Source organism: Actinomadura rugatobispora (genome assembly GCF_055379765.1).
Map to the genome: position 1 here is coordinate 6,537,553 of NZ_AP029191.1, position 12,383 is coordinate 6,549,935.

The following is a 12,383-nucleotide window of genomic DNA, read 5'->3' on the forward strand; positions in this document are numbered from 1 at the left end:
CGTCCCCGAGGGCAGCAGGACCGCCGACGGCTTGCCGCGCCATCCGCGTGTGGACCGCCGAGCGTGACATCGGTCAGAAGTTGGCGCAACCGCCTTCCTCGCGGACACCGTCCACCTTCGCCGTCACCCGCCGGTCGGCTTGGAGCGAGCCGTGGACGCACGAGGCGCCCCCGGGATAGACCTCGAACCCGATACCCGGCGACGTCTTGAGCGGGTAGGCGGTAGTGGTGTTCCCCGGGAACCCCAGGCCCAGCAGTGTGGTCCGAACCGAAGCCGCGGTGAAGCCGCCCTTGGCTCGGAGCTGTTCCAGCGCGGGACGGATCCTCCTGGCTGCCAGCTCACCCGTCCACCGGTCAGCCGGACTCAGCTCCAAGCGCTGCTTCCAGACACGCTTCGCGCCGTAATGAGGGGCATTACTGGACCTGCCCCCGTTGACCTGACGGGCCCTCGCCCATGGACTCAGACCGAGTTTGCGCGTCGTCCCGAGGTCGATCCCGACGGCCGGTACCCGCTCGGCCCGGTGCCCCGGTCCCGGCGTGACCTCCAAGGTCTCCGCAAGAACGGCGCCGTCTGGATCGCCCGTCACCAGGTTGCGCCACAGGATCCCGGCGGTGGCCACCTCGCCGGGTTTCAGCGTCACCTTCCCCGGCGGCCGATCGTAGGACTCCACCATGGCCACAGAGGAGGACCCGTGCCCCACCTTCACCTTGATCGACTTCAGGTGGGCGTCCAGCAGTTTGACCTTGGGGTAGCCCTCGAGCACGCGGACCTTGGCGCCGCAGTTGTAAAGCTCGACGCTCATCGACCTGAGCCCCATCGCCGCGTCCGGTTCGCGAACCCACATCGCAATCCCCGACTCAGGGCATGGGGCCGGACGACCAGTGCCCGCCGCCGCAGGGCCCGACCGCCCGGAGGGCTCCTCCGCAAGCATGTCCCCGCAACCCGACACCGCAAGGACCACCGTCAGGGCGGCAACGGCACGATGGTTTCTCATGTCCGATATGGAACCAGCCATCCGGCCTAAGAAAGTGGCCGATCATGGCCCGTCCAGCGCGCCCCTCCGCCACCGGTAACAATCCAGCTCCGCTCCGTCACAACAAAGACGTCGCCCCGATGCCGACCCACGCATAGAGCCGCTTAGGAGATCAGCGAGGACGAGCACATTGGTCCCATCCCCAGAGATGGGCGGCGGACCGTCTACTGATTCGCTGACGGCGCCACACACACCCGACTCAAAGGCGGCCAGAAGTTTGCCGGAGATCAGCACCGCCCTTATGGACGCTGCCGTGAAAACCACGGTGACCACTCATCCCCCAAACAAACGCCCCCAATCGATCACCTACTAACCTCACTCAATACCGTCACCGCCAACCGCCACCTCACAATTCGCCCAGTGAATAGTAGACGACGATCAAGTCACCTCTGCTTGGTCAGGCCCCTCATTTATCATGCCGGCCATGACCGACCCTCCGGAAGTCGACAGCCACCAGGTCATCCACCTAGACGAGTACCGGCGGCTGCGTGAACTCGAAACCCCGAGCAAACCGACGCGGAAGAGGAACAAGCCCTAACTGAGTACCGAGCCCAGCAAGATGCAGCAGGTGACCGCGATCCCGCAGGCTGAAGTACGGCGCCGGTTCGGGCTCACCACTTGATGACCTACAGCGTCACCTGGTTCGCTACCTCGCGGACGACGCCGAGAACCTGGCCCAGGTCCGCCTGCCTGCCCGCCGGCCGAGCTGCCTGAAACATTTCTGACGCACATCACCACCCGCCCACGCTGCAGGCGCCGGGTCGTGTCAGGTGAGTCGGAGTCGGTCGAAGCCTTCGGCCACTTCCGCCTGCATCGTCGCGTTGTCAAGAGCGCGGGCGATCGGTTCGGCTCGGTCGAATAGTTCACTGGCGGCGCGCGGGTCGCCCAGGGATTCACGGCAGCGGGCGAGGTTCACCAGGGCCCAGCCTTCGATTTCGCGGTGTCCGATGCGGCGCGCGAGTTCGAGCGCTCCTTGGTAGGCCGTCTCGGCCGTGGCTGGGGCGTTATTGCGGCGCGAGCAGTTACCCAGATTGTCCATGCTCCACGCGGCCAGGGCGAGGTCGCCGTGTTCCAGGGCAATATCCCGGGTCTCTGCAAAAACGGTGGCCGCGCGTTCCAGCGAGCCCATATCCAAGAGCGTGCCGCCGAGGCCATCGCCGGCCCAGCCTTCGACGTCTCGGAGGCCGTGCCGACCGGCGAACTCGCGGGCCTGCTCGTACAACTCGACCGCCCGTTGGGCCTTGCCGGTGTGCCTGGCCCAATGGCCGAGGTGGGAGAGGCTCCATGCCTGCATGGCGGGCTCGCCGATCTGCACGGCGATGCCGAGCGCCTCGGCGGAGTACCGGGCGGCTCGATCGTGATCGCCGCGTGCCCGGGCGCAGAACGCCAGGCCATCGAGAGCCCATCCTTCGGACGCCCGGGCGCCGTCCTCGATCGAAAGCGCCCGTGCGCGCGCGTACCAGTCCGCAGAGCGATCCAGGGCTTCGTGGTTGCGCGCGTCACGCGCCACGTCGAGCAACACCTGCACGGCTTGACCGAGGTCGGAGATTTCCGGCAGGAGCGCATCGATCTGTGCCGCGATCACTTCTGCCTGAGCGCTCTCATCGTTCTGCAGAGCCAGTTGATAGGACGAACGGGCGGATTCCAGTCCCAGTGCCTGCTCGACCGCGTCGACGAGCTCGTTCGCCTGAGGGCGCCGCGCCGGATCGGCGGCGAGCGCGGCTTCGACCACAGGGGCCAGGTCCCGAGGAAGGGAAGAACCGTCGCCTCCGGTAGCCGCGAAGGCCATGACCACGCCCCAGCCATAGACATCGGCGGCCGGTTCCGCTGTGCGTCCCGCCCTGACCTCGGGAGCAAGGTAGGCGGGCGTCCCGACGATGCCGTGCGTCATGCGCGTCATCCCGACGACGAGCGCGATGCCGAGGTCGATGACCACGGGATCGCCGTTGACCATCATGACATTGCTCGGCTTGAGGTCGCGGTGGACGATCTCGGCCCGGTGAAGGACCTCCAGGGCGCGGCCCAGACCGATCCCCAGACGCCTCAGCTCCGCCCGGGAGAGAGGCCCCCGCCGTGTGACGATCTCCTGGAGGGTGAGGCCCTCGACGTACCGGGTCGCGACGTGGGCGACGGCACCATCGACGTCGTAGTCGAGGATCTGGGCCACGTGGGGGCTCTTGACCCGGCGCAGTGCTTCGACCTCCCGGCGCAGGCGGGGGAGCCCGTCCGAGTGCTGAGCGATGTGCTCATGCATGATCTTAACTGCGGCCATCCGCCCGTTGCCGTCTCGGGCGAGGTACACCTTGCCCATCCCGCCTGCCCCGAGCGGGCGCAGGATCTCATAACGGCCGATATTCGCCGGATGCGTCATGCGGCGAGCCTAACCCGCGGCACTACTTCTTTCGGGCTGACACCAGTAGCCCCTTTCGGCCATCTCTCCCACCTCATGCCGTGCCTCAACCCGAGGAGAGTGACCCCACCTAGAAGCGGCAACGTGCTCAAATGCGCCGCTCAGCAAAAACGCCTCCCAGTCGGAAGTCAACCGAAGATGATGAAGCGTGGAAGTAGGCAGATTCGGCTGCGGCGCTGCCCTCGAATGATGGCGTTCTTCGCGCACGTCCATTTTTACGACGCTGCAGCCAGGAGTTGGCCTATCTGTGCAAAGCCGACTGTGAGCTTCCTGTAGCGGGATGGGGGCGACTAATGTTCGTCGGTTCCAAGCCCTCAGCCAGAACCGAGCGAACGGATTCGGGGGAGTACCACGATGGTCTCGGACCCAAAGGGCGGAACCGCAAAGCCAAGTACCCCGTACCGATCCCGCCGGAACTCGTCCGGATCCTGCGAGACCACGTCAACCAGTACGGCGTTGCCACTAGCCGGCCGACTGCTGCGCGCGGAGGAGTGTTTCCCCCTTCGGCTACGGGTGCACCTGGCACAAGGCACGCCCGCTGGCGCTCACACCCGCCGAGAAGGCATCGGACCTGACCGTACGACCTGCGGGCACGCCGGCGTCTCACTACGGCTCAACCCCGGCGTTCCGCCAACCCAGACCGCCGATTGGGGCGGCCACAGCGTCGCGGTGTTTCTGAAGATCTACGCCAAGGTCATCGCCGGCCAGACCGCGTGCGGGAGGGGCTCATAGAGGACGCCCCAGGCCGCTAGTCCCTGGAACAACGGAACGCGCACCTCGGCACACGACGTCCCGCGACGTCACCCGACCCGAGAACGAAATCAGCCGGTTTCCGCAGCTCAAGCCCAAAAACCGGCTGATCGTTGTGGGGTGCCCCTGCAGGATTTGAACCTGCGCACACGGCTTCGGAGGGCGCGTACCTTATCAACCCGGAGAGCCCCTCTGACCTGCGTGCGGGCGCTCCCTCGCCGTCATTGCCCGGTCCACCGTTCCGTTCCGGATCATGGTTCCTCGGGTCGGTAATGTCTGCTTGGGAAAGTCACTTCCCTAGATCAACGATCATCGGCATGCCTCTAACCTGTAATGAGCAACGTCCTCCCGTTGGCGACCGTTCCTGATCGTGGTCGCTCCCTCAGACGGGTGCGCAACGGGCACGGCCCTCTTGCATGGGAGCATGGCGTGTGACCAGTGACCAAACCGTTCATGACCACGTCAAAGTCTGGGCCGGGACCAAGTCAAACGGGGAACCGGTCTATGAGTTGGTACCCGCGGAACGACTGCTTGAGGATCGATACAAGCTCGTCGGAACACCTGCGCTCGTGCTCGGATGTGCTGCCGGCGACACTGTGTCCCTAGACGAGTCGATGCGGGTTCAGGTGCTCCAGCGGGGCGGCAACGTGGCGGTGCAAGCGGCTCCTGCCGCGGACTTCGATGTCTCGGACATCGATCGGTTGCGCGAGACGATGATTTCGCTGAGGGGACTGGTCGAAGCTCCTGCTGATCTGCGGTTCGTGGTTGTGACCGTCCCTGCGGCGGTGAGTTTTCCCCGCATCGAATCGATCATGGACGAGTGGGCCACTACCGCGAACGCCCAATGGTGGTACGGCAATGTCACGGATGATGAGGGTGCCCCGCTGAACTGGTGGTAAGGGCCCGCACGCCTCTCACCGCCTGGTCTTTCGTCTGTCGTCGATCCCGTGCTCCGCACAGGGACGGACGGACCTGTCCGGAGGGTGCTCCCGCGCGAACGGCGCGCAACCCTTGACAGACAGATTCGCGCGGGAGTGCCTTCCGGCTCCAGGAGGGGTCTGGGGAACCACGGGGTTCCCCAATAGCGCACGCGCAACCGGTCTTCCGGCAATCTTCCCTGACGACTCCAACAGTGCTCGACCACAGGCACGCCCTGGTGCTCATCGCCGAACGGGCGTAGAGGCTCCAGCATCGAAACGTCAGGGCGGCGGCGCGCCCCCGCGGTGAGCGGTCGAGACAGGAGCCAGCGCGCGTGGCACGGCGCGCAGCGGCCTGAGCGCCGCCGCCCCTTGACGCTGTGGCAGGTGCTCGACAAGGCGCTCACGGAGAGTCAGGCAGGGACACCCCCGGCGCGCAAGCCGTACGACTTCCGGCACGCGGGGCCTCGTGGCGGCTGAATGCGGGCGTCCCGGCCGTCAACGTCGCCGAGTGGGGCGGCCACAGTGTGGAGGTCCTGCAACGGATCTACGCCCACTGCATCGACGGTGATGACGGACACTGGTTCGCACGGATGGATGCGGCTCTTGGTCGCTGAGGCCGGTTGCATAGACAACAAACCCCGGTGACCGGCTAGGTCAACCGGGGTTCTGGCTGATCATCTGGGGTGCCCCCTGCAGGATTCGAACCTGCGCACACGGCTCCGGAGGCCGTTGCTCTATCCCCTGAGCTAAGGGGGCCCGCGCCCTGGTCGTTCGGCGCGAGAAGAAGGCTACCAGGGTTGGGGAGTCCGCGTGCACCTGGACGGTTCGCCGTGCGTTGCTCTGCGGAGTCGACTAACTTCGTGGCCGTGACCGAGCCACTGGGACGCGTGCTGGTCGTCGATGACGATGAGGTGATACGCCAGCTCATCGCCGTGAACCTGCAGCTTGAGGGGTTCGATGTGTCGACCGCGGTGGACGGCCAGGACTGCCTGGAGAGGGTTCGGGAGGTCCGGCCGAATGTGATCACGCTGGACGTGATGATGCCTCGGCTGGACGGGTGGGTGACCGCGATGCGGTTGCGGGAGGACGACGACACCCGGCACATCAAGGTCGTGATGATCACGGCCAGGGCGCAGGAGCACGACGTCAGGAGAGGGCACGAGATCGGCGTCGACGCGTACGTGACCAAGCCCTTCGACCCCAACCAGCTGATCCAGACGGTCCGGAAGCTGGCCGCGGCGTCCACATAGTGGTCGGATAGTCTCACCAGAGTGACTCCGGCCGAGGTGAGCGCTGCCCTCATGGGCGCGCTGAGGGACGCGGGGCGGAGCGTGCCTGACGTGGGGCTTCGGTGCCTGGAGGCCGGGGTTTACGGGAGTCCCGTCGCGCTGCGGATCGGCTTGGACGCCCAGGTGCTCGCGGGGGCGCTTGAAGGGGTCCCCGGGATCGCACGGGTGGACGTTCACGGGGGGTTCCTGCGGATCACGGTGGCGTGTCCGGGGGAGCTGGCGGCGGACATCGTCGCCGAGGGCGAGCGGTACGGGTGGGAGATGGTCCGCCCGCACTCGTGGCCGGACCGGCCCCGAACCTTTGACAACCCCGGGTTTCGAGTGCGGTACGCGTACGCGCGGGCCGCGGCCGTGGGACGACGCGCCCGCGATCTTGGAGTGAGACCCGGGCGGCCTGTGGGGCTGGAGAGGCGGGAAGAGCTCGCGCTCCTCGGGTTGTTGGGGGAGATGCCGGGGTGGGCCCGCCGGGAGGAGTTTCCGGGTTTTCTGCTGCGCCTGGCGGACGGCTTCCACGACGTTTACGAGCGGTGTCCCGCGCTGCCCCAGGGCGAGGAGAAACCCGGGGCGGTGCATGCGGCCAGGGCCACGCTGGCGGAGGCCGCGCGCATCGCCCTGAGCAACGGCCTGAAGATGATCGGTGAAACCCCTAGAGAGCGACTATGAGCAGAGTGCACCCGGCCGGACCGCGGCATGCCGACGTCCTGCCCGAAGACCACCCGCTGCCTCCGGCGGAGGACCTCAACGCGCTGGAGCCGCAGATCTGGCCCCGCGGTGCCAAGCGCGAGGACGGCGTGGTCACGATCGGCGGGATCGACGTGCGCGACCTGGCCAGGGAGTACGGGACGCCGCTGTTCGTCTATGACGAGGACGACGTGCGGTCGCGGGCCCGGGAGTACGTGGCCGCGTTCCACGACGGCGACGTCCACTACGCGGGCAAGGCCTTCTTGTGTACGGCGGTCGCCCGGTGGCTCAAGGAGGAGCGCCTCGGGCTGGACGTGTGCAGCGGCGGAGAGCTCGCGGTGGCGCTGGCCGCGGACTTCCCGGCGGAGCGCATCACCATGCACGGGAGCAACAAGTCGGTCGCGGAGTTGGAGCAGGGCCTGGAGGCGGGGGTCGGGCGCATCGTGCTCGACTCGTTCCAGGAGATCGCCCGCCTGGGGTATCTGGCCCAGGCGAAGGGCGTGCGGCCGAAGGTGATGGTGCGGGTCACCACGGGTGTCGAGGCGCACACGCACGAGTTCATCGCCACGGCTCACGACGACCAGAAGTTCGGGTTCTCGCGGCAGTCCGGGGCGGCCCTGGAGGCCGTGCGGAGGGTGCTGCAGCTCCCGCAGCTGGAGCTGGTGGGGCTGCACTCCCACATCGGCTCGCAGATCTTTGAAACCGACGGTTTCGAAGTTGCCGCGCACCGCCTGGCGCAGCTCCTGGTGGCCATCCGGGACGAGCACGGGATCGAGCTTCCCGAGCTCGACCTCGGCGGCGGCTACGGGATCGCCTACGTGCCGGGGGACGAGCCGCACGACCCGAAGGACCTGGCCGACGGCCTGCGCGCGATCGTGAGCCGGGAGTGCAAGGCGTACGAGCTGGCGATGCCGCGGCTGACCGTGGAACCGGGCCGCGCGATCATCGGCCCGGGCGGGGTCACGCTGTACGAGGTCGGCACGGTCAAGGACGTGGAGGGCCTGCGCACCTACGTCTCCGTCGACGGCGGCATGAGCGACAACCTCAGAACCGCCCTGTACGGCGCCGACTACACCTGCGTACTGGCCAGCCGGGCCTCCGCCGCGGATCCGATGCTCGGCAGACTTGTCGGCAAGCACTGCGAGAGCGGAGATATCGTCGTGCGAGACGTGTGGCTGCCCGAAGATCTTTCGGCGGGAGACCTGGTGGCGGTCGCGGCGACCGGTGCGTACTGTCGATCAATGGCCAGTAACTACAACTTCGTTCCGAAGCCGGCGGTGGTGGCGGTGCGGAACGGTGCGTCGCGGGTCATCGTCCGCCGGGAGACCCAGGACGACCTGTTGCGGCTCGATGCGGAGGTTGGAGCGTGAAACCCGAACGGGGCCCGCTGCGGGTGGCGCTGCTGGGATGCGGCGTCGTCGGCTCGGAGGTCGTACGGCTGCTGCGGGAGCAGGCGGCCGATCTGACCGCGCGCGTCGGGGTCCCGCTGGAGGTGGCCGGGATCGCGGTGCGGCGGCCTGACCGGGTCCGCGCGGGCGTCGACCCGGCGCTGCTGACCACCGACGCCCAGTCCCTGGTCACGCGGGACGACGTGGACCTGGTGGTGGAGGTGATCGGCGGGATCGAGCCCGCCCGGTCGCTGATGCTGGAGGCGATGAAGACCGGCAAGTCGGTGATCACCGCCAACAAGGCGCTGCTGGCCGAGGACGGCGAGACGCTGTTCGCCGCGGCCCGCGAGTACGGCGCCGACCTGTACTACGAGGCGTCGGTGGCCGGGGCGATCCCGCTGCTGCGCCCGCTGCGCGAGTCGCTGGTCGGCGATCACGTGCACCGGGTGCTGGGCATCGTGAACGGCACCACCAACTACATCCTCGACCAGATGGACACCCACGGCGCGGGTTTCAACGACGCGCTGGGGGAGGCGCAGGCGCTCGGCTACGCGGAGGCCGACCCGACCGCGGACGTGGAGGGTTTCGACGCGGCGGCCAAGGCGGCGATCCTGGCGCAGCTGGCGTTCCACACCCCGGTCACCGCCGCCGACGTGCACCGCGAGGGGATCACCGAGGTCACCGCGGCGGACGTGGCGGGGGCCAAGGAGATGGACAGCGTGGTCAAGCTGCTGGCCATCTGCGAGCGCGTCCCGGCCGAGGACGGCCGCAACGGCGGCCGCGGGGTGTCGGTCCGGGTCTACCCGGCGATGATCCCGCGCTCGCACCCGCTGGCCAGCGTGCGCGGCGCGTACAACGCGGTTTTCGTCGAGGCCGAATCGGCGGGCCCGCTGATGTTCTACGGGGCGGGCGCGGGCGGCGCCCCGACCGCCTCGGCGATCCTCGGCGACCTGGTCGCGGTGGCCCGCAACCTGGCCGGCGGCAGCCGCGGCCCGGTCGAGGTCACCTACGCCAAGCTGCCCGTCCTGCCGATGGGCGAGACGATCACCCGCTACTACGTGCAGCTGGACGTGGCCGACCGGTCCGGCGTGCTCGCCACCGTCGCCGAGGAGTTCGCCCGCCACGAGGTGTCGATCCAGGCCGTCCGGCAGGAGGGCCTGGGCGACGACGCCCAGCTGGTCGTGGTGACCCACCGAGCCCCCGACGCCGCCCTGTCGGCCACCGTCGAGCGGCTGCGCAAGCTCGACATCGTCCGCGAGGTGGCGAGCGTCATGCGCGTCGAAGGCGAGGAGTGACCCCAGGGATCCACGCAGCATATGAAACCCACCGCGGGGCGTGATGTCCCCTTGCCCCGCGTGGGACGTGGTGTCCGGGGGCCGGCAGGGATGTGGCGTCCGCAACCTAGGCAGGATGCGAAATCCGCGGCCTCCGGCTCCGCGCGGGGCCTGACTCCCGTTGCCACCGTGTGGGACGCGGCCTGCGCGGTGCTGGAGGGCTGTGGTGCCTGCAACCTGCGCAGGGTGTGAAACCTGCGGCCTTCGGCTCCGTGTGGGATGTGGCCTCAGCGGTCCCCGTGCGGGATGTGGCTTCCGTAGTGGCGTGCGAGATGTTGCTCGGGGGGAGTGTGGGAGGGCCCACAGGGGGTGCGGTGTGCCGCGGGGGGTGGGGCGGGGGCCCTAGACTTTGCGCAACACCGCAGGTCATCTGAGGAGATCGACGTGAACGCGACCGCCCGCGCCTGGCGCGGCCTCATCGAGGAGTACCGCGACCGCCTTCCGGTGACGGACGGGACTCCGGTCGTCACCCTGCTGGAGGGCGGGACGCCGCTGGTGCCGGCGCTCAGGGTGTCCGAGCTCACCGGCTGCGAGGTGTACCTCAAGGTCGAGGGCGCCAACCCGACGGGGTCGTTCAAGGACCGCGGGATGACGATGGCGATCAGCAAGGCCGCCGAGGACGGCGCCAAGGCGGTGATCTGCGCCTCCACCGGCAACACCTCGGCCTCGGCCGCCGCCTACGCGGTACGGGCCGGGATGACCTGCGCCGTGCTGGTGCCGCAGGGCAAGATCGCGATGGGCAAGCTGGCGCAGGCGCTGGTGCACGGCGCCCGGCTGCTCCAGGTGGACGGCAACTTCGACGACTGCCTGGAACTGGCCCGCAAGCTGTCGGTGGACTACCCGGTGGCCCTGGTCAACTCGGTCAACAAGTACCGGCTGCAGGGGCAGAAGACGGCCGCGTTCGAGATCGTGGACGCGCTCGGCGACGCCCCCGACGTGCACTGCCTGCCGGTCGGCAACGCCGGCAACATCTCGGCCTACTGGATGGGCTACAAGGAGTACGCGGCCGACAAGGTCTCGTCCGCGACGCCGCGGATGCTGGGTTTCCAGGCCAGCGGGGCGGCGCCGTTCGTCAAGGGCGAGCCGGTGCTGAAGCCGCAGACGATCGCCACCGCGATCCGGATCGGCAACCCGGCCTCCTGGGATCTGGCGATCGCGGCGCGGGACGAGTCCGGCGGCGCGATCGACTCGGTGACCGACCGGCAGATCCTGCGCGCGTACCGGCTGCTGGCGGCCGAGGAGGGCGTGTTCGTCGAGCCCGCGTCGGCCGCGAGTGTGGCCGGGCTGCTGCAGGCGTCCGAGCAGGGCGTGGTCGAGCGGGGTTCAAAGGTTGTCTGCACGGTGACCGGCAACGGCCTCAAGGACCCCGACTGGGCGATCTCCGGCGCGCCCGCGCCCACCACCGTCAAGGTCGACGCGCACGCCGCGGCGTCCGCCCTGGGCCTGGCGTGACGGCATCCTGGGCGTCCGCGCCCGTCCTGGTGCGGGCTCCGGCCACCAGCGCCAACCTGGGGCCCGGTTTCGACTCGCTCGGGCTGGCGCTGACGCTGTACGACGAGGTCGAGGTCGCGGTGACCGGCGGCGGGCTGGCCATCGAGGTGGAGGGCGAGGGCGCCGAGGTCGCCGACCGGGGCGAGCGGCATCTGATCGTGAGCGTGCTGGGGCGCGCGTTCGACATGCTCAACGGCCTGGGCGGGGCCGATCTCGGCCGGCCGCCGGGGTTGCGGCTGCGGTGTGTCAACCGGATCCCGCACAGCCGGGGGCTCGGGTCGTCCTCGGCCGCGATCGTGGCGGGGATCGTCGCGGCGCGGCATCTGCATCCCGAGGGGCACCGGCTGGACGACGCGGCGGCGCTGCGGCTGGCCACCGAGATCGAGGGCCATCCCGACAACGTGGCGCCGTGCCTGGCGGGCGGGCTCACGATCGCCTGGACGGGCGCCCAGGGCCCCCGTTCGGTACGGCTGGACCCCAAGTTGGGCGAGGTCACGGCGCTGGTGCCCGAGCAGCGGCTGGCGACGGAGCGGGCCCGCGGGCTGCTGCCCGAGACCGTCCCGCACGGGGACGCGGCCGCCAACGCCGGACGTGCGGCGCTGCTGATCGCGGCGCTCTCGCAGGGGCTCGGGCAGGACGTGCTGCTGGAGGCCACCGAGGACCGGCTTCACCAGGACCACCGCGCCCCGGCGATGCCCGAATCCGCCGAGCTCGTCGCGCGGCTGCGCGCGAAGGGCGTCCCGGCGGTCATTTCCGGGGCAGGTCCTACTGTCCTGGTCTTCACAACCGCCGCACAAGTTGATTCGATGTGCGCGGAAGTGGGTAATGGCTGGCACATACACCCGCTGAACGTCGCCCCCCAAGGTGCCTGCGTTCGGCACGGCGGTTCCAGCGTCCGGCCTTGACCTTCGCGCGGGGTGGGCCGGGGGCCGCAGGACCGGCCGGGTGCAATGATCCGGCTAGTAAAATGCGAAGACATCGACCTCTGGGGAATAGCAGTGCGCCCTGGTGATGTTAGGCTGATTGCCGCACCAGATGCCCCGTTCGGGGCCGTGTGCTCGTCAGCCGCGCGTCGCCTGTCCGGCCC

At 68.9% G+C, this 12,383-nt stretch carries 9 protein-coding genes and 1 tRNA gene; 7 read left to right on the forward strand and 3 right to left on the reverse strand.

The window, feature by feature from the left end; genetic code table 11:
• Window positions 1–73: 73 nt before the first annotated feature.
• Together ACZ466_RS29255 and ACZ466_RS29260 are read right to left on the reverse strand one after the other, a co-directional pair.
• Window positions 74–1,015 (reverse strand): DUF4232 domain-containing protein, encoded by a 942-nt coding sequence (locus tag ACZ466_RS29255; RefSeq protein ID WP_464041738.1) that lies wholly within the window; start codon window positions 1,013–1,015, stop codon window positions 74–76.
• Window positions 1,016–1,799: 784 nt separating this feature from the next.
• A complete protein-coding gene (locus ACZ466_RS29260) occupies window positions 1,800–3,404 on the reverse strand; it encodes a protein kinase domain-containing protein (protein WP_378279013.1) in 1,605 nt (534 codons plus the stop codon).
• A 1,220-nt stretch (window positions 3,405–4,624) separates the two neighbouring features.
• On the opposite strand from ACZ466_RS29260, the gene ACZ466_RS29265 reads away from it, so the two are divergent.
• On the forward strand, window positions 4,625–5,092 hold the full coding sequence (locus tag ACZ466_RS29265) for a DUF4265 domain-containing protein (RefSeq protein ID WP_378279011.1): 468 nt from the start codon (window positions 4,625–4,627) through the stop codon (window positions 5,090–5,092).
• Window positions 5,093–5,797: 705 nt separating this feature from the next.
• Here the strand turns inward: ACZ466_RS29265 and ACZ466_RS29270 are convergent.
• Window positions 5,798–5,869: transfer RNA gene (locus ACZ466_RS29270), tRNA-Arg, on the reverse strand.
• 131 nt (window positions 5,870–6,000) lie between these two features.
• Between ACZ466_RS29270 and ACZ466_RS29275 the strand changes: the two genes are divergently transcribed.
• The 6 genes from ACZ466_RS29275 to thrB all read left to right on the forward strand — a co-directional run bounded on the left by ACZ466_RS29275 (window position 6,001) and on the right by thrB (window position 12,201).
• A complete protein-coding gene (locus tag ACZ466_RS29275; protein WP_378279235.1) occupies window positions 6,001–6,363 on the forward strand; it encodes a response regulator transcription factor in 363 nt (120 codons plus the stop codon).
• A gap of 21 nt (window positions 6,364–6,384) precedes the next feature.
• The gene (locus tag ACZ466_RS29280; protein WP_378279009.1) at window positions 6,385–7,065 is read left to right on the forward strand and encodes a DALR anticodon-binding domain-containing protein; all 681 of its coding nucleotides are present in this window, start codon (window positions 6,385–6,387) and stop codon (window positions 7,063–7,065) included.
• Window positions 7,062–8,453, forward strand: a complete 1,392-nt coding sequence (gene lysA, locus ACZ466_RS29285) for a diaminopimelate decarboxylase (RefSeq protein ID WP_378279007.1) — start codon at window positions 7,062–7,064, stop codon at window positions 8,451–8,453. Before ACZ466_RS29280 ends, lysA begins: the two co-directional genes overlap by 4 nt.
• Before the next feature lie 23 nt (window positions 8,454–8,476).
• A complete protein-coding gene (locus tag ACZ466_RS29290; RefSeq protein ID WP_378279233.1) occupies window positions 8,477–9,766 on the forward strand; it encodes a homoserine dehydrogenase in 1,290 nt (429 codons plus the stop codon).
• A gap of 423 nt (window positions 9,767–10,189) precedes the next feature.
• A complete protein-coding gene (gene thrC / locus ACZ466_RS29295) occupies window positions 10,190–11,257 on the forward strand; it encodes a threonine synthase (protein ID WP_378279006.1) in 1,068 nt (355 codons plus the stop codon).
• Entirely contained in the window at window positions 11,254–12,201 is a 948-nt protein-coding gene (gene thrB / locus ACZ466_RS29300; RefSeq protein WP_378279004.1) for a homoserine kinase, read from the forward strand. The genes thrC and thrB overlap by 4 nt, the downstream gene beginning before the upstream one ends.
• The last annotated feature ends 182 nt before the right edge of the window (window positions 12,202–12,383 follow it).

Bases quoted from the DNA above. Each gene is read 5' to 3' on its own strand.
- ACZ466_RS29255 (WP_464041738.1), bottom strand. From the start codon at position 1,015: ATGGCTGGTTCCATATCGGACATGAGAAACCATCGTGCCGTTGCCGCC.
- ACZ466_RS29260 (WP_378279013.1), bottom strand. From the start codon at position 3,404: ATGACGCATCCGGCGAATATCGGCCGTTATGAGATCCTGCGCCCGCTC.
- lysA (WP_378279007.1), top strand. From the start codon at position 7,062: ATGAGCAGAGTGCACCCGGCCGGACCGCGGCATGCCGACGTCCTGCCC.